Origin of the sequence: Psychrosphaera algicola, from assembly GCF_028401425.1 — a bacterium.
Taxonomy (GTDB): Bacteria; Pseudomonadota; Gammaproteobacteria; order Enterobacterales; family Alteromonadaceae; genus Psychrosphaera; species Psychrosphaera algicola.
In genome coordinates this window covers 1,903,997-1,929,491 of the sequence record NZ_JAQOMS010000002.1, presented here as the reverse complement: position 1 = coordinate 1,929,491, position 25,495 = coordinate 1,903,997, and the positions used below count along the sequence as shown (strand labels likewise).

General features: G+C 40.2%; 16 protein-coding genes and 10 pseudogenes. 20 read left to right on the top strand and 6 right to left on the bottom strand.

All coding sequences use genetic code 11. The annotated features are described in order from the left end of the window. The first annotated feature begins 440 nt into the window (after positions 1 to 440). Positions 441 to 1,664 (top strand): annotated as a pseudogene (locus PN838_RS10285) (malic enzyme-like NAD(P)-binding protein). Positions 1,665 to 2,003: 339 nt separating this feature from the next. Further along, a complete protein-coding gene (locus PN838_RS10280) occupies positions 2,004 to 2,369 on the top strand; it encodes a hypothetical protein (RefSeq protein ID WP_272180596.1) in 366 nt (121 codons plus the stop codon). Positions 2,370 to 2,398: 29 nt separating this feature from the next. Here the strand turns inward: PN838_RS10280 and PN838_RS27245 are convergent. Further along, a pseudogene (locus tag PN838_RS27245) lies at positions 2,399 to 4,929 on the bottom strand (penicillin-binding protein 1A). Positions 4,930 to 5,120: 191 nt separating this feature from the next. On the opposite strand from PN838_RS27245, the gene PN838_RS10255 reads away from it, so the two are divergent. From PN838_RS10255 to PN838_RS10210, 12 genes and pseudogenes are all read left to right on the top strand, one after another. Next, on the top strand, positions 5,121 to 6,164 hold the full coding sequence (locus tag PN838_RS10255) for a pilus assembly protein PilM (RefSeq protein ID WP_272180594.1): 1,044 nt from the start codon (positions 5,121 to 5,123) through the stop codon (positions 6,162 to 6,164). A gap of 205 nt (positions 6,165 to 6,369) precedes the next feature. Beyond that, positions 6,370 to 6,720: a PilN domain-containing protein gene (locus PN838_RS26320; protein ID WP_334313337.1), complete on the top strand. Its 351-nt coding sequence runs from the start codon at positions 6,370 to 6,372 to the stop codon at positions 6,718 to 6,720. Then, a pseudogene (locus PN838_RS10245) lies at positions 6,717 to 7,323 on the top strand (type IV pilus inner membrane component PilO). Before PN838_RS26320 ends, PN838_RS10245 begins: the two are co-directional and overlap by 4 nt. After that, positions 7,323 to 7,847 carry a pilus assembly protein PilP gene (locus PN838_RS10240; protein ID WP_215963972.1) on the top strand — a complete coding sequence of 175 codons (525 nt, stop codon included), beginning with the start codon at positions 7,323 to 7,325 and terminating at the stop codon, positions 7,845 to 7,847. The pseudogene PN838_RS10245 and the gene PN838_RS10240 overlap by 1 nt, the downstream one beginning before the upstream one ends. Before the next feature lie 85 nt (positions 7,848 to 7,932). Continuing rightward, positions 7,933 to 8,760, top strand: a complete 828-nt coding sequence (locus tag PN838_RS27240; protein WP_370661023.1) for an AMIN domain-containing protein — start codon at positions 7,933 to 7,935, stop codon at positions 8,758 to 8,760. Positions 8,761 to 8,764: 4 nt separating this feature from the next. After that, positions 8,765 to 8,992 (top strand): secretin and TonB N-terminal domain-containing protein, encoded by a 228-nt coding sequence (locus PN838_RS27235; protein WP_370661022.1) that lies wholly within the window; start codon positions 8,765 to 8,767, stop codon positions 8,990 to 8,992. After that, positions 8,950 to 9,974, top strand: a pseudogene (locus PN838_RS27230) (type IV pilus secretin PilQ). Before PN838_RS27235 ends, PN838_RS27230 begins: the two are co-directional and overlap by 43 nt. A gap of 138 nt (positions 9,975 to 10,112) precedes the next feature. After that, positions 10,113 to 10,631, top strand: a complete 519-nt coding sequence (gene aroK / locus PN838_RS10230; protein ID WP_272180593.1) for a shikimate kinase AroK — start codon at positions 10,113 to 10,115, stop codon at positions 10,629 to 10,631. An 18-nt stretch (positions 10,632 to 10,649) separates the two neighbouring features. Then, positions 10,650 to 11,716, top strand: a pseudogene (gene aroB, locus PN838_RS10225) (3-dehydroquinate synthase). After that, on the top strand, positions 11,713 to 12,525 hold the full coding sequence (locus tag PN838_RS10220) for an AAA family ATPase (protein ID WP_272180592.1): 813 nt from the start codon (positions 11,713 to 11,715) through the stop codon (positions 12,523 to 12,525). The pseudogene aroB and the gene PN838_RS10220 overlap by 4 nt, the downstream one beginning before the upstream one ends. Further along, on the top strand, positions 12,522 to 13,229 hold the full coding sequence (locus PN838_RS10215; RefSeq protein WP_272180591.1) for an SPOR domain-containing protein: 708 nt from the start codon (positions 12,522 to 12,524) through the stop codon (positions 13,227 to 13,229). The genes PN838_RS10220 and PN838_RS10215 overlap by 4 nt, the downstream gene beginning before the upstream one ends. Before the next feature lie 2 nt (positions 13,230 to 13,231). Beyond that, positions 13,232 to 14,072: pseudogene (locus tag PN838_RS10210) on the top strand (Dam family site-specific DNA-(adenine-N6)-methyltransferase). A gap of 94 nt (positions 14,073 to 14,166) precedes the next feature. Here the strand turns inward: PN838_RS10210 and PN838_RS10205 are convergent. Continuing rightward, the gene (locus tag PN838_RS10205; RefSeq protein ID WP_256448318.1) at positions 14,167 to 14,328 is read right to left on the bottom strand and encodes a DUF2970 domain-containing protein; all 162 of its coding nucleotides are present in this window, start codon (positions 14,326 to 14,328) and stop codon (positions 14,167 to 14,169) included. Between the two features lie 18 nt (positions 14,329 to 14,346). Beyond that, positions 14,347 to 14,604 (bottom strand): hypothetical protein, encoded by a 258-nt coding sequence (locus PN838_RS10200; RefSeq protein WP_272180590.1) that lies wholly within the window; start codon positions 14,602 to 14,604, stop codon positions 14,347 to 14,349. A 226-nt stretch (positions 14,605 to 14,830) separates the two neighbouring features. On the opposite strand from PN838_RS10200, the gene PN838_RS10195 reads away from it, so the two are divergent. Together PN838_RS10195 and PN838_RS10190 are read left to right on the top strand one after the other, a co-directional pair. Beyond that, a complete protein-coding gene (locus PN838_RS10195; RefSeq protein ID WP_272180589.1) occupies positions 14,831 to 15,520 on the top strand; it encodes a LysR family transcriptional regulator in 690 nt (229 codons plus the stop codon). A gap of 281 nt (positions 15,521 to 15,801) precedes the next feature. After that, complete coding sequence (locus PN838_RS10190) at positions 15,802 to 16,119, top strand: ComEA family DNA-binding protein (protein ID WP_215963963.1); 318 nt, start codon at positions 15,802 to 15,804, stop codon at positions 16,117 to 16,119. Positions 16,120 to 16,254: 135 nt separating this feature from the next. On the opposite strand, the pseudogene PN838_RS10185 reads toward PN838_RS10190, so the two are convergent. Then, positions 16,255 to 17,476, bottom strand: a pseudogene (locus tag PN838_RS10185) (EAL and HDOD domain-containing protein). Between the two features lie 739 nt (positions 17,477 to 18,215). Here PN838_RS10185 and PN838_RS10180 point away from each other — a divergent pair. From PN838_RS10180 to PN838_RS10165, 4 genes and pseudogenes are all read left to right on the top strand, one after another. Continuing rightward, positions 18,216 to 19,156 (top strand): annotated as a pseudogene (locus tag PN838_RS10180) (homoserine O-succinyltransferase). Positions 19,157 to 19,176: 20 nt separating this feature from the next. Further along, positions 19,177 to 20,244, top strand: a complete 1,068-nt coding sequence (locus tag PN838_RS10175; protein WP_215963960.1) for a homocysteine S-methyltransferase family protein — start codon at positions 19,177 to 19,179, stop codon at positions 20,242 to 20,244. 10 nt (positions 20,245 to 20,254) lie between these two features. Continuing rightward, positions 20,255 to 22,885, top strand: a pseudogene (metH, locus tag PN838_RS10170) (methionine synthase). Beyond that, positions 22,882 to 23,523, top strand: a complete 642-nt coding sequence (locus tag PN838_RS10165; RefSeq protein ID WP_215963958.1) for a DUF938 domain-containing protein — start codon at positions 22,882 to 22,884, stop codon at positions 23,521 to 23,523. Before metH ends, PN838_RS10165 begins: the two are co-directional and overlap by 4 nt. Positions 23,524 to 23,597: 74 nt before the next feature. On the opposite strand, the pseudogene msrA reads toward PN838_RS10165, so the two are convergent. Together msrA and PN838_RS10155 are read right to left on the bottom strand one after the other, a co-directional pair. After that, positions 23,598 to 24,809, bottom strand: a pseudogene (gene msrA / locus PN838_RS10160) (peptide-methionine (S)-S-oxide reductase MsrA). A gap of 140 nt (positions 24,810 to 24,949) precedes the next feature. Then, positions 24,950 to 25,495 carry a GNAT family N-acetyltransferase gene (locus PN838_RS10155; protein WP_272182559.1) on the bottom strand — a complete coding sequence of 182 codons (546 nt, stop codon included), beginning with the start codon at positions 25,493 to 25,495 and terminating at the stop codon, positions 24,950 to 24,952.

Here is a 25,495-nt window from a genome sequence, read left to right as displayed (position 1 = left end):
ACCACATTTAATGATGTCGAGCGTTTCAATGTGCTGGTTTTCAGTATTTATCTCCATTTTTTTAGCAATATTCACTATTTTTCTAACGGGTGTTCGTTGTAATTAATCTACAACTGAAAGTTTCCCGAATTTTAGTTAATTTACGTGAATCAACACGATACAGAGCTAAATCATTAAAATATCTATGAACTTCTTATAAAAAGTTTTACTTGGTGCATCTATTAATTGCACTTAATACATCAATTGTTGTTATTTGTAGTTAAATTACACCCAACTGGTACGAACAGGTAGACATGCTATAACTTATTACCAGTAAACGGTTTTTTATCTACGACTTTAGTAGTAAATTGACCGTCCGATTACGCCTAATTTTGATCAACGAGGATCGTTAGGCTAGGACAACAATTAATAATTAGAACTACGCAACTGGGATTATATCAATGTCGGATTTAAAGAAACGTGCACTGCAGTACCATTCAGAACCTACTCCAGGAAAGATTTGTATTGCCTTAACAAAACCGGCGGAAACTGTCGATGACCTTTCTTTGGCTTATAGTCCATGGTGTTGCTGAACCGGTGAGAGAAATTGCTGCAGATCCTGATAACGCATATAAATACACGTCAAAGGGAAATACCGTTGCGGTCATTACAAATGGTACAGCGATACTAGGTTTGGGTAATCTTGGTCCATTGGCGTCTAAACCAGTAATGGAAGGTAAGGCGCTATTGTTTAAACGTTTCGCCAATATTGATTCGTTTGACATTGAAGTAACACATAAAACCCCGCTGAGTTTATTAACACAGTTGCAAGTATTGCAGATTCGTTTGGTGGCATAAATTTGGAAGACATCAAAGCACCGGAATGTTTTGAAATTGAAAGAGAACTTATCAAACGTTGTAACGTTCCGGTATTTCATGATGACCAACACGGAACCGCAATAGTTACGGCTGCCGGCATGTTAAATGCCTTAGAAATTCAGGGTAAAAGATTAGAAGAGGCGACTATTGTTTGTTTAGGCGCTGGCGCAGCGGCAGTTGCTTGTATGGAATTACTTATCAAATGCGGTGCGCAACGTGAACGCATCTATATGTTAGACCGCCAAGGGGTTATCCATACTCGTCGTGACGACCTGAATGAATTCAAGGAGCGTTTTGCCAACAATACTGATAAACGTACTTTAGAAGATGTGATGGATGGCGCAGATGTATTTGTAGGGGTTTCTGGAGCAAACTTACTGAGTCAACATGCACTCAAACTTATGGCTCCTAATCCTGTGGTATTTGCTTGTTCAAATCCAGACCCTGAGATAAAACCTGAATTAGCAAGAGCCGTTCGCGATGATTTAATTATGGCGACAGGCCGTTCAGATTATCCTAATCAAGTTAACAACGTTTTGTGTTTCCCGTTCATTTTCCGCGGTGCATTAGATGTAAGAGCAACTGCTATAAATGATGAAATGAAGATAGCTGCGGTTGAAGCGATTCGTTCTTTAGCAAAAGAACCCGTTCCGCAAGAAGTTTTAGTTGCGTCAAATCTAACTTCTCTTGAGTTTGGCCGAAATTACATTATACCTAAACCGATGGATGCTCGTTTGTTGGAACGCGTTTCAAATGCCGTTTCAGAAGCCGCTATTAAGTCTGGTGTTGCCAAAATAGGTTTTTGATCTATTTTTGACTGAACTGCAAATTAGCGCTAAACGTAAAAACCGCATTAATGCGGTTTTTTGTATCTTATTGGTTTGTTGTGGTATTAGCTTGCCGTGGTATTAGTTCTGATAACGAGAATGTGGACAATGTATGCGTTTATTTAATGACATAAAATCAGATAAAAACCTATATGCCATAAGTGCGCTGCCACTTGTGACAGTTTATGATGACAATTGGTTTTTGCGGAATGACTATGATGTTCTTTCAATAGGACAACGCAACTATATTATCCAGTTTTTGCGCAGTATGGTTTTAAACAAAAAACCGGAAAGACGTTAAAACAGCTCGATAAAACGGTGCACTTGGTACAACCAAATCGCAACTTAGCGATGTCAAATTTTGATCCGCGCTTTATCGAAATACCACCCCAAACATCCAGTGCAGAAGGGCTAAACGGCGACGCATTGAACCGAGACAATGTCTTTGTGATTACGCCAACGATGTTCGCAGAAGCGTTGTTTTATTGTCATGTGGAGGATAAGGCATTAGCTATTGAGTCAGTTAAACAACTCATCAACACATGCCCTTATAATATTGAATGGTTACGCGACATTGCCTATAGAACCCCAATTGAAGCCGTAACAAATGATTCTTATAATGCGCTTGTCGCGTATCAAAAACACGTCATTGCCAATAAGTTTAAAAAGAAAAAGGCGTTATAGTGATTAATCGAACTTAAGTAACGAATTGATCAAAACAACTCTTCTTCTTCGGCAATAAAGTCCTCTTCGTCGTCGATATTCACAGGTCGGGAGTTTTCTGCATATTTGTCTGGTTCAGTACCTTTTTGAAGTATTCAAATCGGGTTGTGTAATCTGTTTTTCTAGATAGAAGTCCCGTTTCTCGATCTATCCTGACGGAAACAACCCCTCTGGAATTTCTCGATAGGTAACAGGAATGTCAGGTAAAACGCGACTCATAAAATCTACCCAGCTAAGGCAATGCGGTTTTCGCGCCTGATTCCGCGCCATAAATATGCCCGTCACCTAAATTGCTATTATAAGCGGTTCGGCCCAACGGACGTCCCGGTGCGTCAAAGCCGACCTAGGTTGTAGCCACTAATTTGGGGGTGAAGCCGGTAAACCATGTGTCTACAGCTCTATTCGTTGTCCCTGTTTTGCCACTGAGGTCTCGACGTTTTAACGTTTGTGCTCGCCACGCAGTACCGTTCCAGCCATTACCTTTACTCCATGTTCCGCCTCCCCAAACGGTGCTGTTCATTGCGTCTGCAACTAAAAACGCATTTTCTCTACTAATGACTCGTGGGGCGTCTAAGGCAAATGATTCAACCGAATCCTCTGTGACCTCAACGTTATCGTCAGTAAGTGCGTCTAACGGTTCTAATTGTGAAGGCTCTCTTGCAATATATTTTGTCGCTTGGAAAACATTTTTTCGCTTGCATCAGTGACATGATCAATAAGATTTGCTTTAACTAAATACCCGCCATTTGCAAACGCACTCATTGCAGTCACAACTGAAATCGGCGTTAACGATGCCGAACCAAGTGAAAGTGATTCATTTTTAGGTAAATCGCTTTCAGCAAAACCAAATTTGGTTAGGTGATCAACTGTTTTTTGGATACCCAATGAACGCATTAATCGAACCGACATCACGTTTTTAGACTGAGCAAGTCCACGTCGAACTCGCGTAGGACCATCATAATTTTCAGGCGAATTTTTTGGACGCCATGCTGTGCCAAGATTCTTATCCCATTTATTGATTGGTGCGTCGTTTATTAAACTACTTAATGTAAAGCCATTTTCTAGGGCGGCGGAATAGATAAAGGGCTTAATGTTTGAGCCGATTTGGCGCTTTGCTTGAGTCACTCGGTTGTACTGATTACCAACAAAATTGTAACCACCGACCAGAGCTTTGATATCACCGTTGTTCGGATCAAGTGCCACGATTGACGAGGTGACACTTGGGATCTGACTTAAACGTAAGCGACCATCTTCAAGTTTTCGAACCCATATCTGCGCGCTACAGGTACTAAGATGTCAGACGCCAATTTAGGGGCTGGCCCTTGTTTGTCGTCACTAATATAAGCACGAGCCCAACTCAAGTTGTCCCACTCAATCACGTCAAATTGATTGCCTTTGAGCTGCACATAAGCGGTTTGCTCTGTTGTATTTGTAACAACCGCAGGCATTAATTCATTAAATTGCTTAAGGCGAGACAACCTTTGGTCGATCTTTTCTAGACTCCAACTGGCATTAGCAGAAGTTGTACTGTCTGTCTCTTCCTCACTCCATAAAGTGAGCGTAGCGCCTCGATAACCATGTCGCTCGTCATAGGCAAAAATATTATTTCTTAACGCAATCTGTGCGGCTTTCTGCGTTTTAGCATCTATTGTTGTATAAACTTTAAATCCTTCGGTATAAGCTTTTTCTTTACCATAACGCTCAACCATTTCTTTCCTTACTTCTTCTGCGACGTAAGGGGCATGTGCGGTAATATTGGCGCCGTGGAGTTTTGCTGTAATTGGCGCTTCAATTGCTTCTTTATATGTCGCTTCATCAATCGCACCGACAGTGAACATACGTCCGAGTACAACATTTCGACGCCATTTGGCTTTAGCTGGATTGCGAACAGGGTTATATGACGAAGGAGCTTTTGGTAAGCCAGCGATTAACGCAAGTTGTGGCAGCGTCAATTCATTAATTGGCTTATCGTAATAGACTTGCGCTGCAGCCCCGATACCATAGGCTCGGTTACCAAAATAAATCTTGTTGAGATAAAGCGTTATAATTTCTTTTTCGTTAAGATTTGCTCAAGGTGCAAAGCGATATAAAGTTCTTTTACTTTTCGGATGATGGTTTTATCAAATGTTAAAAATACGTTTCGAGCGAGCTGTTGGGTTATGGTACTTGCGCCCTGTGCGGCACGACCTTTTGTAATAGAAACAAAAGCGGCCCTAACGATCCCGATAGGATCAAATCCAAAGTGTTCGTAAAATCGAGAGTCTTCGGTGGCAATAATCGCCTCCATCAGCTGAGGCGGAATTTCTTCATAAAGTAATGGGTTACGGCGTTTTTCACCGAATTGGGAGATCAGTTCGCCATCCGCTGTATAAATTTTCATCGGTATTTGGAACTGAACGTCGCGAATTGATGCCTCATCAGGCAATTCATCTTGAATATAAAAATAAAATGAAACTAAAACCGTAAGCCCTAATAATCCACAATAGAATAATATTCGTAGTAATTTATTCAGCCAAACCATTGAAACTACCTAAAAAAATTTGTCAATATGTAACGAGCTGATAGTATAACTAGAACCAGCATAGAGAAAAGGCTTTTTATTCGATTAAAAAGCGTCTAATCTCTGTATTAAAGCATATTTTTTCAGGAAGCTCAGTTACTTGACATGATAGTTGAGATAATCAAAAGTTTTTCACCAAGAGTGTCCCTTATATGGTGGGAATCGATATAGGGTCACACTCAGTAAAGGCTGTGTTGTTGTCAGAACAACATGGAATCTTTCGTATGGAAGCCGCGGCATTAGAACCAATGCCTAAAGGAATGATAAAGGATCGTGAAATTCAAGATATTGAAGCTGTATCTCGTGTGATTGCAAAAATTCGTAAACATATGCCTAAAAATGTCAAACATGCTGCCGTCGCGATATCAGGAGCTAGTGTGATAACAAAAGTTATCTATATGGATGTTTCGCTTTCTGAATCTGAATTAGAAAGTCAAATTGAAATTGAAGCAGACTCTTTGATCCCATACCCTCTTGACGAAGTTAGCTTAGATTTTGAAAAGCTAAACGTGAATAAAGCTGATCCTTCCAAGGTTGATGTTTTGTTAAGTGCAGCACGTACTGAACATATCGAAGTTAGATCTCACGCGGTAATGGATGGCGGCTTTGAGCCGAAAGTCATGGACGTTGAGAGTTACGCCTTAAGTCGAGCTGGTCGATTGTGCTTTAGTCAATTACCAGACGACGCTGAAGATAAAGTTGTTGCCTTTGTCGATATCGGTGCACAAATTTCGCTGGTAAGTATCGTACAGGGTGAAAGGGCACTTTATACCCGAGATCAGGTATTTGGTGGCGAACAGTTCACAAATTCAATTGTTACCTATTATGGTAAATCGTTCGAAGAGTCTGAGCGAGATAAGGTACTAGGTAATTTACCTCCAAATTACACGTTTGAAGTTTTGGCTCCGTTCCAGACGGCTTTACTTCAACAAATTCGTCGTTCGATTCAAATGTTCCTAAATACCAGTGAAAAAGAAAACGTCGATTACATCGTTCTCTCTGGCGGCACAGCGTTAATAAATGGTTTAGATCGTTTGTTAATTGATGAACTCGGAATACACACCGTAATTGCAAACCCATTAAAAAATATGGAAGTCGCAGCCGAATTGGATTTAGATGAAATTAATCTAATTCAACCTCAGTTGATGATTGCAACCGGATTGGCGCTAAGGAGTTTTTCTGAATGCCATATATAAATCTATTACCATGGCGTGAAAATGCCAGAAGGGAAATGCAACAGCAATTCATTGCTATATTGGCTGGATTATCGGCTATTGTTGTCTTTTTCGTTTTTTACTAAACTTTTACTTTTCTGAACGGATTGCCGGACAAGAATATCGCAATAACTATTTAAAAAGTGAAATCTCAATTTTGGATAAGCGGATCCGCGAAATTCGAAATTTGAATGATACAAAAGATAATCTAAACCAACGTATTCGATTGATTGAACAACTGCAAAGTTCACGTAATTTAGGTACTCAGGTACTGAATGAAGTTGCCGCGATTGTGCCTGCTGGGATTTACCTGACTAGAGTTGAGAAGAAAGATAATTTAATTTTAGTAACAGGCCGAAGCGAATCTAACAACCGTTTGGCCAATATGATCCGTCAAATCGACAAATCCGAACTATTATCGGACGCTATACTAGAATCGATTGTTGCAGGCAAAAAAGAAAACTCTTTGTTAAGTAACTTTAAGATGACAATAAAAGTAACTGAGTACTTACCTGAGCAAGTTGGAGCGAAAAAATGAACTTCGACAAGCTGAATTTTGACTTATCAGAATTTGATATCAATGATATCGATTTTGAGAATATGGGGTCCATAGCCAAAAGCCGCTAAAATTGCAATGGCTTTAGTTGTTGCCATTGCGGTCTCGGTGTTGAGTTATATGTTTTTGGTCAGTGGAAAAATCAGTGAATTAGAACAAGCTGAAGCCAATGAACAACAGCTTAGAAAGACGTACCGAATAAAATATGGGGCTGCGGTCAACCTTGATTCTTACAAATCACAGATGACAGACATGGAACAAAATTTTTCTTTGTTACTGAAAAGGTTGCCATCATCTCATGAAACACTAGGATTGCTAGATGACATAACCTACGTAGGTACAACCTCGGGTTTGACGTTTATTCGAATTAATTGGTTACCGGAAATAGAAAACGAGTTTTATACAGAATTACCTATTCAAATAGAAGTTATTGGCGATTACCATGAATTTGGCCAATTTGTCAGTAAAGTTGCAGCACTGCCGCGGATTGTAACCTTGCACGAATTTTCGATTGAAGATGCTCGGGATAAAGAGCTTAGACTAAATGTTGTCGCTAAAACCTACCGCTATAAGGAGTCGAAGTAATGAAACGGTTAATGTTATTATTCACTCTTTTGGTTCAAGGTTGTTACGATGACGTGTCTGATATTCAGCAGTATATGAATGAGGTGAAAAACGGCGCACCGGTTAAGATTGATCCAATCCCAGAAGTCAAAAAGTTTGTTCATGTCGATTATGAAGCAGTCATTACGCGAAGTCCGTTTGAGTTGCCTTCACCTGAAGCTATTGAAGAAAATTTTGTCCCAGTTCAAAATTGCCTTGCCCCTGATCATCGAAGAAGAAAACAACCTTTGGAAAAATTTGCGCTTGATAATTTAAGCATGAAAGGTACGTTAGGCACGAATAATCAAATTTGGGCGTTAGTAGAAGCAACAGATGGTTCATTACATAGAGTAACTAATGATAACTATATTGGTCTATTTAACGGTAGAATAACTTCGGTTACGGATAATCAAGTAGATTTAATTGAACTGATCCCCGACGGTGCGGGTTGCTGGAAAGAGCGAACGGCAACCGTGTTAATGGCAGAAGCTACGGCAGAAGAATAAAAATGGTCAAAAATATGGATTTTCAAACAAAAAATAAAAATAAATCTGCAACGGTGCGATCGCTTGTTGGGATGTTTGCCCTTTTATGGTGTTTACCGCACAATCGATACCTTTGTTGTATGACATTCGTTATAGCCCAATTGTTAAAGGTGAAACTGAACTCGAATTTGTCTTTGATGAAGAACTCTACGCAGATCCAAATGTTCAGGTTTATAACGAACCTGCTCGAATTGAAATGTTTTTTGACGAAACTGATTTTGAAGAAAGCCTAGCTAACGTATTAATCGAGAAAGATGGCGTTATTAATGTTGAAACCCAGTATATGGATGACGGCGTTATGGTGAGCATTTTACTCGATTACTTAAAAATCTATCAATCACGTGTTGAAGGTAATCGTTTCTTTATTCGTGTTTCAGACAATGCATCGTTAGAAGCTCAAGCACAACAAGACACTGCAATTACACTTATCAATCGCATTCAAGCTTTAGACTTCCGTCGTGGTACAGATCCTAGTCAAGAAACCGAAGGTCGTGTTTTGGTGTTCCTACGCGATAATATGGCAGCGGTTGATGTCACTTCCTCTGACAATCAAATTTTTATTGAGTTTCACAATACTGATATTGTAAATGAACTGCTTTATAAAATGGACGTGACCGACTTTGGCACTGTGGTAGGTGGTATTGAAACATTCCAAGTGGGCGTTAATACGCGTTTAGTTGTTAATGTTGACGGTGAGTTTGAGTATGACTTCCAACAACTTGATAATATCTTCACTTTATCTGTCATTAAAGCCGCAGAGCAACAAGGCATATTAGCCGGCGGAACTGAGTATCAAGGTCAGCCGATATCCCTAAACTTAGGATTTACCAATACGAACTGTTTTACAAATAATCGCGGACTACAACGGGTTTAACTTAGTGGTATCGGATACAGTGTCTGGGTCATTAACACTAAGATTAAATGGCGTACCGTGGGATCAGGCGCTCGATATCGTATTAAAAACGAAAGGTTTAGATAAACGCATGGACGGCAATGTATTAATGGTTGCCCCAGCGGATGAATTAACCGCTCGTGAAGCTCGCGAACTTGAAGCACGTAAAAAGTGGAAGAAAATGAACCGCTGGTGTCCGAGTTTATTCAAATAAACTACGCGAAAGCGGTAAATATCGCGGCATTGTTAAAATCAGATGGAACGTCACTTTTAACTCCTCGCGGTCAAGTATCAGTGGATGACAGAACAAATACACTTTTAGTTAAAGATACGTTTGATGGTATCGAAACTGTTAAAAAAGCAGTAAAAACATTAGATATTCCAATTAAACAGGTAATTATTGAGGCTCGAATGGTCACAATTCGTGACAATATTGACGAGCAACTTGGTATTCGTTGGGGGATTACTGACCGAAATGCACCAAGCAGTGGTTATACATCGGGTATCAGCGGGTCATTGGATGGCGCTGGTTCAGCAAATTACAATCAAGATACTGCGTCTACAGGCGGCGAGCAAACTAGCGTCCTTGCAATACCTGTTGCCCAACGACTAAATGTAAACTTACCCGTTGCAAGTCCTGCAGGTAGTATTGCTGTGCAAATAGCCCGTTTAGCTGACGGTACATTATTAGATTTAGAATTATCTGCACTAGAGCGTGAAAATAAGGGTGAGATAGTTGCGACCCCACGTATCACGGCTTCAAATCAAAAGATGTCGCGGATTGAGCAGGGTACAGAAATACCTTATGTTCAGGCTGCGTCGAGTGGTGCAACAACTGTGTCATTCAAAAAAGCGGTATTAAGTTTGGAAGTTACACCGCAAATCACGCCAGATAACAGTGTAATATTAGATTTAAACATCACTCAAGATGCGCGGGGCGATACAGTTTCTACACCAACTGGCCCAGCTGTCGCGATTGATACGCAGCAACTACAAACACAAGTCACAGCTGTTAATGGTGAAACTATAGTATTGGGGGAATATATCAGCAACAAGTGATAAACTCCGTAAGTAAAGTTCCGCTGTTAGGTGACCTACCATTTATTGGTAGATTGTTCAGAACGGATACTTCTTTTAACGAAAAACGCGAACTTTTAATCTTCGTAACACCTAAAATTGTTACTGATGCATTGTAGTTAGCTTCTTATTGACAACTCTTAGTTGCAATTTTGCCACTTTTTTGCGATAATTCGCGCCTTAAATTTTTCATGGGCGCGAAGTATGGTGCCTTGGGCTTGTTGTAAACACAAAACATAGTATTTGAATTAGGTAATATGGCTGAAAAACGTAACATCTTCTTAGTTGGTCCAATGGGCGCGGGTAAAAGCACAATCGGCAGACACCTCGCCGATCAATTGCATTTGCAGTTTGTCGATTCGGATCAGGAAATAGAGCGTCGCACTGGCGCTGATATCGCATGGGTATTTGATATCGAAGGTGAAGAGGGTTTTCGCCAACGCGAAGAATCTGTCATCACTGAATTGACCGAAAAACAAGGTATTGTGTTAGCCACAGGCGGTGGCTCAGTTGTCAGTAAAGAAATTCGTAATCGTCTATCCGCACGTGGAATTGTAGTTTATTTGGAAACCCCAATTGAAAAACAAGTTGCTCGTACTCAACGTGATAAGCGTAGACCTTTGTTACAGACTGAAGAACCAGCGAGAGATGTATTGATTCGCTTGTCTGAAGAACGTAATCCACTTTATGAAGAAGTGGCTGACATCGTGGTTAAAACCGATGAACAAAGTGCACGTGTTGTTGCAAACGAAATTATTAGTAAACTCGATTTCTAAATAGCGGAGGCTGTCAGTATGGAAACCCTAAATGTTTCGTTAGGTGAACGCAGCTACCCGATTTATATAAAACAGGGAGCGATGTTTGATGCTTTTTGTTTTCGCAACACATCAAAGGAACTAAAGTTGTCATTGTTACAAATGATACTTTAGCACCCATCTTTGCCACCGAAGTTGCAGAATTGCTATCTCAATATGATGTAGCGACTGTGACCATACCTGATGGTGAAGCATACAAAACATTAGCAAGTTACGAACATATCATGAGCTTTTTACTTTCGGGTAATTATGGTCGTGATGTAACTCTAATTGCTTTAGGTGGCGGTGTAATAGGCGACGTGACAGGTTTTGTTGCGGCCACCTACCAACGTGGTGTTGATTTTATTCAAGTCCCAACAACCTTATTGAGTCAAGTTGACTCATCAGTAGGCGGAAAAACGGCAGTTAATCATCCACTCGGCAAAAATATGATTGGTGCGTTTTACCAACCTAAAGCCGTAATTATTGATATTGATTCCCTTTCTTCATTGCCTGATAGAGAGTTTTCAGCAGGAATGGCTGAGGTTATTAAATACGGTATTTTGGGTGACATTCAATTATTTGAATATCTCGAAGTTAACCTAGCTGAAATTTCAGCGAAAGTTCCAAGTGTATTGTCTTATATCATTAAGCAATGCTGCCAAAATAAAGCTGATATTGTTGCGCAAGATGAAAAAGAAAGTGGTGTTCGAGCATTGCTTAACCTAGGTCATACTTTTGGGCACGCTATCGAAGCTGAAATGGGGTATGGCAATTGGCTTCACGGCGAAGCAGTTGCTGTCGGTATGGTGCAAGCTTCCGAATTAGCCAAATTACGTGGTTGGTTATCGGATGCTGACGTTAATCGCATCGTTGCTCTAAATGACGCGTTTTCGTTGCCTTCGAAAGGACCTGCACAAATGTCATATGAGCAATATATTCCTCATATGAAAAAAGATAAAAAAGTTCAGGCACAAACCATAAGATTTGTATTGCCGAAACACTTAGGTGAGGCGATACTGGTTACAGACGTAACCGAGAGTGAACTGAAACTAATTTTACAATGACCGCTTTGGGCTCTAATTTCTACTTCCCACCAAGTCGACTAAATTATTTAGTTCAACTTCGTTCTTTGTTAACTCAAAACAAGATCGTTGCGCTTGAAGGCGGCATGGGGTTTGGCAAAACCGTTTTGTTAGAAGAAGTTTTAACAACGGCGATGCCAGATGCCAACAAATGTTATGTCACAGCTTCAAAAAACATCACGGATGTACAGCTCCGCAGCCGGATAATAGAGCAATTGTTTGGCAATGTACTATTTGACCCAGAAAAACCCCTTGTAAGCTCATTCCTTGAGTTTAATCAGCAAACTGAACTAATGGTAGCGATAGATAATGCGCACTATATGTCTGCAAAACTGGTTGGTGAGTTATTACAGGTCTTTAGCCAAATTAACGGTGCGGGTATCCAGTTTTCAATTGTACTCAGTTTCGACAAGTCAATCTCGGCCACCTTGTTAAATATTAATTCACAGCTTATCGCCGTTGAATCAATACCTAGGTTGTCAAAGGACGAAAGTTATCATCTGTTAAATACGTATTTTTCTGAGTTGCCAGCGATTACCGATTCAAAGTTGAAGCGTTGGATTGAAAACTCAAAAGGTGTTCCGATCCAGTTATTGGCCTATAACGACCAAAATAACTTAGAGTTAGTTAATTCAGGCGGCTTAAATATCAAACTTTGGGGGCAATTGTCACGCTCGCAAGTTTACTTCTTGCCCTTGGGATTTATGCCTACAATGTGGGTTATTTTGACTCAACTCCAAACGTTGCAAAGCAACATATTGGTCCGGAGGATGATGAGTCTTTGGCGGTGAAACAAGTGCTCAACGCCAATAAAAAGGTGTCGATACCAGAATTTAAAAGTCGTACCTTGTATGCCGATGATCTTGCGGCGACCCGGACAGCGTCCGCTGAAGAAATGTTTACTGCGTTACAAGCATCTTTGGATGACCCAGCCTCGGTCATCACGCCGCAGACAAACCCTGATAAAGGTGGCAATGCGGAGGACAGCGCAAAAGTGACGGGAACGACATCCGTAAAATCTACGCCGTCATTAGCTGCTAATACTCCTTCTACCGTTAAAAAACAGTCAGTGGAAAATCAACTGTCTAAGTCAGCGGCCGTAGCCAAACAGGTTGTGAACGACAGTGACTTAATTATTGCAACGGCATCAGAGAATTACCCAGAACAGCCGCAACCAAGTTTGTATAAAATTGACAATGACGCGTTTATGTCATTGCCAAAAGACCGCTATGTATTGCAGTTTACTGCGGTTAGCTCAGAGCCAACTTTAGCTGAGTATTTAGTTTCAGCACCAGTAAAGCCCAGTGAATTTCGGATTTACAAAATTCAACGAAATGGGACAGATTGGATAGTGGTGACCTATGGCTTATTTGATACCATTACACAAGCTCGCGAAGTTGCCTCACGCCTCGAGCCGAATGCTTGGGCAAAATCAGTGTCGGTGATCCAACAACAAATTCAAACTTATAATCAACGTTTCGAAAAAGCCGAGTAACCATGACCAAGAAAACCAGAGCCTTTCTTAAGTGGGCCGGCGGAAAGTACAGCCTTATTGAGCAGATCCACTCCAGATTGCCGGAGGGGAAAAATTGGTTGAACCGTTTGTCGGTGCCGGTTCTGTTTTTCTCAATAGTAACTATGATTCTTACCTACTAAATGACGTTAATCCAGATTTAATTCGATTATACAAATATGTAAAGTCGCGACCAAAGACACTTGTCACTGATGCTCGAACGCTTTTCAATCAGAAAAATAACGACAAAGTGATGTATTACGGTTTGCGTCAGGAGTTCAATACCACTACCGATCTGTATTATCGAGCCTTGTTATTTATCTATTTGAATCGCCACGGCTATAACGGGTTATGTCGTTATAATTTGAAAGGAGGCTTTAATGTGCCTTTTGGTGACTACAACAAACCCTATTTTCCAGAAAATGAAATTTATGCATTTTCGGAAAAAGCTAAAAAGCTAAGTTTGTTTGTGAGGATTATAAAAAGACGTTTTCGCGGGCAAGGGCCGGTTCTGTTATTTACTGCGATCCGCCATACGCTCCATTAAGTCAAACCGCAAAATTTACGAGTTATTCGGTAGGCGGCTTTGATCCAAATGAGCAGGCCAAATTAGCGCTTTTGGCAGAACACACAGCGTTCAATAGAAAGATCCCAGTGCTGATTAGTAATCATGACACTGAACTCACTAGAAAGCTTTACCATGAAGCTAAGCATAGTTTTGTAAAGGTTAGCAGGAACATTAGTCAAAATGGCGCGACAAGAAAGAAGGTAGGTGAGATATTTGCTTACTATTGCCCAGATAAGGTAATCGTTAAGTCTCGGTAAAATTGCAGCGATTTAACACTTTGCTGTAAATCGCTACTTAGATATTGCTATATACGTATCGCAACATTGGTATTGCAACTTAATTTAACTCGTCCTAGCCGACAACAAAATTAACAATCGTGATCAGTGCTAAAATAAACCCAATCACTAAAATAACGCCAGCCAAAATAAATGGAAATGGTGTATCTGAATTAAAATCTGAACTGTGTTTATCTGACTTTTGAATGCCAATCATGGCAGACGCTGCACTTTTCAAAGCGGAAAAAAGCTCGGTTTATGCGTTACTTTTATCGTTTTCACCCTCAATCTCTCCCTTGTCTACTGCGGCAACCTTGTCACTATTGTGTAGTAATTCAATAAGGTCAAAAAAGTGGAATTGCGAACCATTTTTGTTGCCAGTTATCCAATTCCACCAACTAGGGCTTTGGGCTTTTGGTGCTTCACAGCCGTTTTGTTTTTGAGCACATTCGCAATTAACATTCGAAACTGTCGCTGCTGTTGTTGCTGAACAAAATATTACTGTTGATACCAATATTACTTTTTTATATGTGAAACGTTCATAGGATTTTCTCCCCGCGCGTTTTTCGTACGTATAAGAATAATAGAGTTTATGAAAAAAATATGCTATTGCGGTAGAATCAAGATATTGGCCGACCAAGTAACAATTTATTGAATCTCTTTGTCAGTTGGGAGGTTATTCGGTAAGGTAAGCGCCATAAAATAAGCGATAAATTGATACTTCAAGAAAGGCTATTTATATGAAGTTACCCAAGCTCCAGCAGCTAAAATACTTAGTTTCTTTGTACGATACTGGACATTTTGGTCAGGCAGCAAAAAAGTGTTTTGTTTCACAATCAACATTAAGTAGTGCAATTCAAGCCTTGGAAGAGCAATTAGATGCACAGTTAATCGAACGCGACCACAAAACGTTTGTGTTTACCCCTGTTGGTGTCGATGTCGTTAAAAAATCTCGGGAAATTTTAGAAAGCAGCGCTGATCTCGTGGCCACGGCAACATCAGATGGCAACCAATACGGCGGTGAATTGCACTTAGGTATTATCCCTACCATCGCCCCATTTGTTGTAAATCCTTTAATAAAAGATTGTGCAGAGCAATTTCCTAAATTGGACCTTTATTTACGTGAAGATACAACAGACAACTGCCTGTCTTTACTTCGAGAGGGCCGACTTGACATGGTGTTGATGGCGACGCCTTATAACGTCGGCGAATTTGTTGAGTATCATTTGATTAAAGATCAGTTTTACCATGTTTTTCATAAAGATAATGTAGAAAATAATGTCTATTTGTTAGAACGCGATCATTGTTTGTCAGAGCATACGATTAGTGGCTGTAGCTTGTCTGAATCTAAAGATGTTCATCCATTCCAGGCCAGTAGTTTAACGACTTTATTGGCAATGGTAGAGGGCATGCAGGCGCAACTTATTTAACTAAGCTCGCTATTAAATCTGGCTTTGTTGACCGCCATAAGCTGCAGGTCGCTGAGCTAGAGGATAAAAATGCGTTTCGTAACTTGAGTCTAGTGTGGCGGAAAACGAGTCACCGAAGAGTATTCTATTCCAATATTGGGGTTCAAATTAAGCGCGTACTCGAGCAACTCGTAAGTTCCTAACCTCATGTAAACTGTACTTTTTTGATAAAAACTGGACTTGTGGTTTCAGCATTCTAATTTACTATTTGGAATGTTCTTAAACTACAAAAAGGAAATATGATGAAAGGACGTTCAGTAAAATATCTACTTTTAATTATTGGCAGCTTGTTTGGTTCGCACAGTGCGTCTGCTTTGCCTATGGTTAATGATGGAACAAATGCACAAGTTAAACAGGTAAGCAGTCACTCATTGCTTGATCTTAATCGCGTTGGCTTAAACGAGCTAATTAAAGTTAAAGGACTTGGCAAAAGTAAAGCGGCCGCAATACTTGCATATCGCAAAAAGGTAGGAAAGTTTAAAACACTCTCTGAACTAAAAGAAATTAAAGGCATTGGTCCCAAACTATTTGCTAAAATTAAGCCTCAATTCAGAATTTAGTGATTTAGTTTATGGCATTGAATTATTTCAAAGATGCCTAAATGAATAAATTCATTTCAGGATAATTTTGAAATGTAAAAAAGCGCAGCACCAATTTTGGTGACTGCGCTTTTTAATATTGACTAAAAATCTATTTTAAACGGAAGATATAAGTGAAAGTTGGTCATCGGCCCAACTAATGGCCTCGGCAAACTTAGCTGAAATTTGTTTACCACTAAGATTTAACACAGATTCAAGTTTCGACTCTTGTTCCCAGTCACCTTTTTCAAATGTAATGGCAAGTTTTAATATTTCTGCCAGCTGTCCTTCACCTTTAATTAGGGCGTTTTTAATCTCAGCTGCCAGTGGCAATTGCTCCATTATCTTATCTATTGATTCATCTAATATCGCGTCGATAAGTGACATCATACCGGTTAAAAACGCCATTGCTGAATCAATTTGAGTATTCTCTGCAGCTAACAATTCACTAAATCGCGCTCTAACCATCGCCATTTTTAATAGCTCTTGTGGTTTGCTGTTATTCACTTGGGCGGTAAATAGCAATGATAGGAATTTTCTAAGTTCGTGCTGGCCTAATACGACTAGGGCTTGTTTGATTGTTGAAATTTCGGCACGACGTTTAAATGCTGCTGAATTTGTATATCGCAGCAATTTATAAGAAAGATTGACGTCTCGCTCAAAAATTTGCGTGATCTTAGGCAAATCTAACGTTTCACTCGAAGTCTCATACAACAATTCGGCTAATGTCATTTGCGCTGGTGATAAATTTTTTGCTTTAACGAGTTCAGGTTTAGAGAAAAATAACCTTGGAAGTATTTAAAGCCAAGTTTTTGCACTGTTCAAATTCTTCGAGGGTTTCTACTTTCTCAGCGAGCATGTCTATATGCGATTGAGGCTTGAGCTCAATTAAAATACCAGCAATTTCGTCCATGGTCATAGCACGAAGGTCGAATTTGATAATATCGATATACGGATAAAAATGTTTCCATACGGGCTTATGCTCGTAGTCATCAAGAGCGATTGTATAACCTAACTCTTTTAACTCTTTGACGGCAGCAAGTAAGCGACGCCCCGGTTGAACAGTTTCCAGTATTTCAACAACTATAGTTTCAGGTGCCATCATTGTTGGGTAATTTTTTAAAATGGTATCTAAAGTGAAATTGATAAATGCTGGCTTATTGTCAGTAAAGTCTTCAAGTCCATAACTGACCTGCGAACCTTCAATAATTCGTGAGGTTGCTTCATCTTCGTCAATATCGGGAAATACATTACTTACACCGTCTCTAAACAGTAATTCGTAGGCAAAAAGCTTTTTCTGCTGGTCCAAAATGGGCTGTCTAGCGGCGTAAAAATACATTAGTAAATATTGCTCCAACTAACCGTAACTGGTTATTTGTTATATTGTTTCACATACATTAGTTACTAACCAATATATTATCTATAGATTTTAATGACCACCAATTTATCCAAATTAGTCGCTTTTTTACAAAAAGGGGTTGGGATAATGTTCAATGTCTGTCTAAATTATAATCTTTTTGACCTTGTATGGAATGAGTTAGGTCAAATAAATTACGTTGATGTTGTAAACAAATCTTAATGTTCTAAGGGGGTCCGAGATTTTAGTCATTTTTGAACTGATTTTGACTTTGAAACTGTTTGAGCAAAATACCATTGCGTAATGGAAGGGAATAATTTGGAAAAGATTTTGCGTATGAAACTTACAATTAATTTATTTGTCTTACTTATCTCAAATAAGGCAGACAATATTGGATGTAGTTGTGATTTGTGAAGGTAACTTATTACGGGTTTTACATATTTGTCGACACGTTTGGCGAAAAACGGCAATACCAATGTACTGTCGTTTCAACCGCAAATGGCATTGATGATCCTTCGAGTTGGCGTAGTGTTTTGTTTTCTTTATTAGGGAAATGAGATTAGAGGAAATGAGGCAAGGATAAATACGGAATATGAATACAGACTAAATTCTACCGCGAGCCCAAAAAATATTTAGGATGCATGGACGTCTAAACATCTAGATGTTGACATTGCTAAAATTTGAAGTAATCTTCCTTGATTAGTATTTATGAGGTGAAGACATGCCAATTCGAGTCCCAGATCAATTACCTGCCATAGACGCCTTAAGGCAGGAAAATATCTATGTCATGCCAGAACATAGAGCTGACACGCAGGACATTCGTCCTATGCAAGTCGCTGTCTTAAATTTGATGCCTGATAAAATAACGACAGAAATTCAATTAATTCGGTTATTATCCAACAGCCCATTGCAGGTTGATATTGATTTAGTGCGCTTAGAGCACAGAGCAAAAAATACCTCTGAGGATCATTTAGATACGTTTTACCGCTATTTTAATGATATTAAAGATCGAAATTACGATGGTTTAATTATTACGGGTGCACCTCTAGGTCTCAAAAGTTATGAAGACGTTACCTATTGGTCTCAACTCAGGAAGTCTTCAAATGGGCAGAAGATCACGTAACTTCAACGCTATTTTTGTGTTGGGCCGCCCACGCAGCGATATACCACTATCACGATTTACAACATGAGATCCGCGACGATAAATTAAGTGGCGTGTATCAACATCAGAAATGGCAAAGTAAAGCGCCAATCATGCGTGGTTTTGACGACGTATTTTTTGCCCCGCATTCTCGTTACGGTGAAGTTCCAATCGAACAACTGAAAAAAGTAGATGATTTGATCTTAGTGTCGGGAAGTGACGAAGTCGGAGCTTACCTAATGCAAGATAAAGCAGGAACCAAAGTATTTATTACCGGCCATCCTGAGTACGACCGAAATACTTTATTGACCGAATATCAACGAGATGTTGATGCCGGTTTAGAGGCCATAGTTCCCGTAAATTACTTTCCAAATGATGATGTTACGCAGCCACCAATAAAGTTGTGGCAGTCCCATGGTTATTTGTTATTCATTAACTGGCTAAATTATTACGTTTACCAAAAGACGCCATATGATATAAGTCAAGTTAGTGCAAAAATTCGAACAGAAAACTTCGCATAATTTAAGGTTAAAATTTTAACATGACTATTAAAGGCGACTACCGCCCAGACCAATCAGAATTATTAACATCAATGTTAAAACAAAGAGTACTTTTTCTCGACGGTGCAATGGGCACAATGATCCAAGAGTATAAGTTTGAAGAAGATGATTATCGTGGCGAGCGATTCAAAGATTGGCCGACATCCGTGCGCGGCAACAATGACTTATTAGTATTGACGCAACCTCAAGTGATCAAAGACATTCACATCGCTTACCTTGAAGCGGGTGCTGACATTATTGAAACCAATAGTTTTAATGCAACTGTTGCGTCGATGGCCGATTACGGGATGGAAAGTCTCGCCGATGAAATTAACTTTGAAGCAGCTAAATTAGCACGCGAAGCGTGTGATCAAGTGGCGACCCCAGATAAACCGAAATTTGTCGCCGGTGTTTTAGGGCCAACGTCAAAAACAACTTCTATTTCTCCAGATGTTAACGACCCCGGTTTTCGTAACATCACGTTTGATGCTTTGGTTGCTGACTATACCAAAGCCACACTAGCCCTAATGGCTGGCGGCGCGGATCTAATTTTGGTTGAAACTATATTTGATACGTTGAATGCTAAAGCAGCACTTTACGCTGTTGAAGTTGCATTTGAAGAAGCAAATCATCGTTTGCCAATAATGATTTCAGGGACCATTACTGACGCTTCAGGTCGTACTTTGTCAGGGCAGACAACGGAAGCATTTTATAATTCAATTTGTCATGTAAACCCAATTTCAATTGGGCTAAATTGTGCACTAGGTCCAGATTTGTTACGCCAATATGTAGACGAGTTATCGTCATTTGCAGAATGTTTTGTTTCTGTGCACCCAAATGCAGGATTGCCGAACGAGTTTGGTGAATACGATTTGGACGCCCAAGATATGGCTGAACACATTGGTGAGTGGGCGCAGAGCAAATTAATAAATATCGTTGGCGGTTGTTGCGGAACAACACCGGAGCACATCCAAGCATTTGTAGATGTGGTATCTGGTCAGCAGCCAAGAACACCTCGACCTGCAGCCGCACTTATGCGCCTGTCAGGATTAGAAGCATTTAACGTATAGAAGTTTTACCATGACCACGCAATCAGTAAGCAGATTTATTAATGTCGGTGAACGAACTAACGTAACCGGTTCGGCAATGTTTAAGCGACTCATCCTCGAAGGGGATTACGAAACCGCGCTTGATGTGGCACGTCAACAAGTCGAAAACGGCGCTCAAGTTATCGACATCAACATGGATGAAGCCATGTTAGATTCGGTTGCCGCGATGACCCGTTTTTGTAACCTAATTGCCTCAGAGCCCGACATCGCACGTGTGCCTATCATGTTAGATTCATCTAAATGGGAAGTCATTGAGGCGGGATTAAAATGTGTTCAGGGTAAAGCAATTGTAAACTCCATCTCGTTGAAAGAAGGTGAAGAACAATTTTTAGAACACGCTAAAAAATTAAAACGATACGGCGCCGCAGTCGTTGTAATGGCCTTTGACGAAGATGGTCAAGCAGAAACTCGAGAAGAAAAGTTCCGAATTTGTAAACTCGCTTACGACTTATTGGTAGGTAAGATCGGTTTCCCACCGCAGGACATTATTTTTGATCCTAATATCTTTGCTGTCGCCACCGGAATTGAAGAACATAATAACTACGCCGTTGCATTTATCGAAGCCACACGGGACATTAAAACTCATCTACCACATGCAAAAGTGTCTGGTGGGTTATCAAACGTATCATTTTCATTTCGTGGTAATAATCCTGTTCGTGAAGCAATGCACTCTGTGTTTTTGTATTACGCAATTCAAGCGGGCATGGATATGGCGATTGTTAACGCCGGCCAACTCGCGGTTTACGACGACATTCCTGATGAACTTCGTGAAGCGGTAGAAGACGTTATACTAAATCGTCGCGACGATGCCACAGAGCGTTTACTCGATCTTGCACCTAAGTATCGAGGGGATGGTTCAAAAGTTGAAGTTGAAACCGAAGAATGGCGTTCTTGGGACGTCGTAAAACGTTTAGAACATGCCTTAATTAAAGGTATAACGACGTTTATTGAAGAAGATACGGAAGCCGCTCGCCAATTTTACGACCGACCACTGCAAGTCATCGAAGGTCCATTAATGGATGGTATGAATGTCGTTGGTGACTTGTTTGGCGCAGGTAAGATGTTTTTACCACAAGTGGTGAAATCCGCACGTGTTATGAAACAAGCCGTGGCTTATTTGAACCCATATATTGAAGAAGAAAAAGAAGACGGTTACACCAACGGTAAAGTTCTAATGGCTACCGTGAAGGGTGACGTACATGATATAGGTAAAAATATTGTCGGCGTTGTCCTGCAATGTAATAACTATGAAGTTATCGACCTAGGCGTTATGGTACCGTGCCAAAAAATCATCGATACGGCCATAAAAGAAAAGGTTGATATCATAGGTTTATCAGGTTTGATCACACCATCTTTAGATGAAATGGTGCATGTCGCTAAAGAGTTAACTCGTCAGGGGTTAGACTTACCATTATTAATCGGTGGCGCGACAACCTCACGTGCCCATACTGCGATAAAAATTAATCCAAATTACGAACATCCTGTGGTTTACGTGCCAAATGCAAGCCGCAGTGTTTCGGTTGTGTCTAACTTGTTAAGTGATGAATTACGACCTAATTTCATGACTCAGGTAGCGAAAGAATACGAAACAGTGATCAAGCAACACCAGCGTAAACGTGACAATACTAAGTTTATTTCGTTTGACAAAGCGAGAGCAAATCGATTTGACGGTGATTGGCAAAATTACATTCCGCCAGTACCGAAAAAATGGGCGTACATGTTTGGGATTCTATCTCGTTAGAAGACATTCGACCGTTTATAGATTGGACGCCTTATTTTCTTACTTGGCAACTCAGTGGTAAATACCCGTCAATTTTGAAACACGAAGTTGTTGGCGAACAAGCTCAGAAAGTTTTTGACGATGCAAACGACATGATTGACCAAATTATTGCGTCAGGCACCGTGAAAGCAAAAGCCGTGTTTGGTTTGTTCCCAGCAAACTCAGATGAAGAAACGATAGAAGTATATAAAGATGAGTCTCGAACTGAGATTGTTACTCGTTTATTTAATTTACGCCAGCAAATCCAAACCCGTAATAATGCGCCAAACTATGCGTTGGGCGACTTTATTGCGCCTAAGAAGTCTGGTCTAGCCGATTACGTAGGTGCGTTTGCCGTTACAGCTGGATTTGGTGTTGATGAGTTAGCGGATAAGTATTTAAAAGAACATGACGACTATAATAATATTATGGTTAAAGCGGTTACTGACCGCTTAGCAGAAGGGCTTGCCGAGTACTTACATCATCAGGTTCGTAAAGAATATTGGGGCTATGCACCAGACGAGTCACTTACCAATGACGACTTAATTAGAGAGAAATATCAAGGAATTCGTCCAGCACTAAGGTTATCCAGCTTGCCCTGAACATACAGAAAAGGCTAAGCTGTGGCAGTTACTTGATGTCGAAAACAAAATTGGTATGACGTTGACAGAGAGTTATGCGATGTGGCCGGGTGCGTCGGTTTCAGGGTGGTATTTTTCTCATCCGAAATCCAAATATTTTGCTGTATCTAAAATCGATCTTGCGCAGATGCAAGAATATGCAGAACTTAAGGGCTGGGATGAGCAACAAGCTGAAACCTGGTTAGGTCCAAATTTAGAATGACAATAATTCAACCACCACAGTCACATGCAGCGGATGTATTTAGCGATTTACCGACGTTAACAGCGGCGGAAAATAACAAAGGCCCAATTTTAGATAAATGGGTTGAGCTAGAATTTAACGAACGCAAAGTATTGGAAATCGGCTCAGGTACTGGGCAACAGGCTATTCATTTAAGCCAACATTGTTACCAGTTACGCTGGCAACCGACAGAAGTTAAGGAAAACTTTGAGCGACTAAATCAGTGGTGGGAAGCGTCTCAGAAAGTTGGGATCATTAATTTTTTAAAACCGATTGAATATACAATTGGTGATGATGAATTCCCAGCCGGTGACTTTGATACTATCTATACCAGCAATGTTTTACATATTGTTAGTCGAGCCCATGCAAAGCAGCTTGTTGAGCAGATCTGCGGCGCATTGGCGACTGGCCAGAAGTGGGTATGTTATGGACCGTTCAAGCAAAACAATAAGTTTACTACCGAATCAAACAAAGAGTTTAATGACTGGTTAATGTCGGAAGGTCATGGCGGTTTAATGGATTTAGAAGACGTTGTGAAATTATCGAAAGGCAAACTGGAAATTGAAACATTGTCGGATATGCCAGCTAACAATTTTTTTGTGGTATTTAATCGCTGTTAACAAATCGTTTGGTATCGAATAATAAAATCTAGGTCGATTGCATTGGCCTAGATTTTTACGTTTAAGCTGTTGTGTTAGTCTGCGACAAAGTCCAAAACCGTGGCATTGATGCAATAACGTTTGCTGCCATTAGGACCGTCATCAAAAACATGGCCTAAATGAATATCCGAATCTTTCGCCCTAACTTCTGTTCGTTGCATTCCAAAGCGATTATCTTCGACATACGTGACGGTACCGTCAATCGGTTTGGTAAACGACAGCCAACCGCTACCAGAGTTAAATCTATCGTCTGTGTCAAATAAGGCAATGCCAGATAATTTGTCGATAAATTTACCGTCAGGCGTATTTTTAAATAATTCATATTGTTTACAATAACGTGAGTCAGTACCTTCGTTAAATGCAACGTTAAATGCTTCAGATTTACCCAATTTAAAATAACCTAAGGCTTTATAAAAGTCCTTGTTATTCACATAACCTTGAATACCGTATTGTTCGACGCCGTCCTGCATAAATAATATGGTTGGTGTCGCCCAAGTTGGAGTGGTAACTTCAAGACCTTCGAGTTCCATGGCCTTACGAAAATGCATCGGCACCGAACCAGAGTAATTATTGGCAACGTCTTTTTAAATAAGTCACAATAAGGGCAAAACTCAGAATCGATGATCACGATATGCTGGCCTGACAGTATGGCCGTATTATCAACCTCTCGAGATTTATCTTTAGTCTTATCAAACCGCACTCCGGTTGAATGATCAGGACAATATCCGTTCGGGTTTTTGACTAAATAATCCTGATGATAAGTTTCCGCAGCATGAAATTTATCAAGAGGTGCTAGCTTGGTTGTTATTTTATCGAACCCCGCGTTTGTTAATAACGTCTGGTATTGTGCTTGCACCTCTAACGCAACTTGTTTTTCTGCAGGCGTGTTATACAAAATCGTAGATCGGTATTGGGTGCCAATGTCGTTACCTTGACGGTTTTGTTGCGTAGGGTCGTGCAATTCAAAAAAGTGTCTAAAAATTAATGACAAAGATATTTGTTCTGGGTTGAACGTAACTTCAATTACTTCGGCATAATTGTCTGGGTTAAATTTATGTTTACGTTGCGTTATGTTTCTATAAGTAGCATCAAAACCACGTCCGTCGGCATACCCCGATTTAACATCGATAACCCCGGTAATAGAGCAAATTTTTTCTCCGCCCCCAAAAGCAACCAAGTCCTAAAACAATACTACTTTGCTGCACACTGAGTTTGTCGGTTTTTACGGCGATGGGAAGGTCTCCCATCAAACTTTTAACTTCCTGAGCCTTAGCTACATGCAGTGACAAAAACGGCTAAAACACAGGCCAAAATGAGAGAAGGCAACTTCATAATAAACTCCAAATGCGAGATGTATTTAGTAGAACGGTATTTTCACCATTTAATTTCACCAATGATACGGATGGGTCTTAACATTCGATCTTTTTAAAGGGCAGTTTTTTTCACATTCAGCCATGTATAAACGATTATGGGCTTTTTCGTCCAGACAAAATCGCTTAATGGCTTGTTCAAATGGATCAAGGTAAATCGCATGATAAGAATAGGTCAATGTTGGCTTGAAGCCTCGACTGATCTTGTGCTCACCTTGAGTGCTAGGGTTAAAGCAGGTTAAACCATGATCGATGCAATACGCGATTCCTTGGTAATAGCAGGCCTCAAAATGCAGAAGGTCGAATTGCTGATCAGAGCCCCAGTAGCGTCCATAAAGCGTATTAGCGTCAACAAAATACAGCGCAGTGGCAACAACTTGTTGGTCGTGGTAACACACGAGTAGTCGAATATTATCGGATAAGGTAGAAAATATTTGGTCAAAAAAGGTTTGATTCAAATACCCCTGTTGTCCCCGTATTTCGTAAGTTAGTTGGTAAAAAGTGTAAAACGCGTGAGCCTCTGTTTTGGTGATTTCAGTTCCGGTTCGCCAAACGCATTCAAT

What these genes read in the sequence shown, in the direction of transcription:
- PN838_RS10255 (WP_272180594.1), top strand. Translation starts at nt 5,121, where the DNA reads ATGGTGGGAATCGATATAGGGTCACACTCAGTAAAGGCTGTGTTGTTG.
- PN838_RS10175 (WP_215963960.1), top strand. Translation starts at nt 19,177, where the DNA reads ATGACTATTAAAGGCGACTACCGCCCAGACCAATCAGAATTATTAACA.
- aroK (WP_272180593.1), top strand. Translation starts at nt 10,113, where the DNA reads ATGGCTGAAAAACGTAACATCTTCTTAGTTGGTCCAATGGGCGCGGGT.
- PN838_RS10240 (WP_215963972.1), top strand. Translation starts at nt 7,323, where the DNA reads ATGAAACGGTTAATGTTATTATTCACTCTTTTGGTTCAAGGTTGTTAC.
- PN838_RS10220 (WP_272180592.1), top strand. Translation starts at nt 11,713, where the DNA reads ATGACCGCTTTGGGCTCTAATTTCTACTTCCCACCAAGTCGACTAAAT.
- PN838_RS10195 (WP_272180589.1), top strand. Translation starts at nt 14,831, where the DNA reads ATGAAGTTACCCAAGCTCCAGCAGCTAAAATACTTAGTTTCTTTGTAC.
- PN838_RS10190 (WP_215963963.1), top strand. Translation starts at nt 15,802, where the DNA reads ATGAAAGGACGTTCAGTAAAATATCTACTTTTAATTATTGGCAGCTTG.
- PN838_RS10165 (WP_215963958.1), top strand. Translation starts at nt 22,882, where the DNA reads ATGACAATAATTCAACCACCACAGTCACATGCAGCGGATGTATTTAGC.
- PN838_RS27240 (WP_370661023.1), top strand. Translation starts at nt 7,933, where the DNA reads ATGGTGTTTACCGCACAATCGATACCTTTGTTGTATGACATTCGTTAT.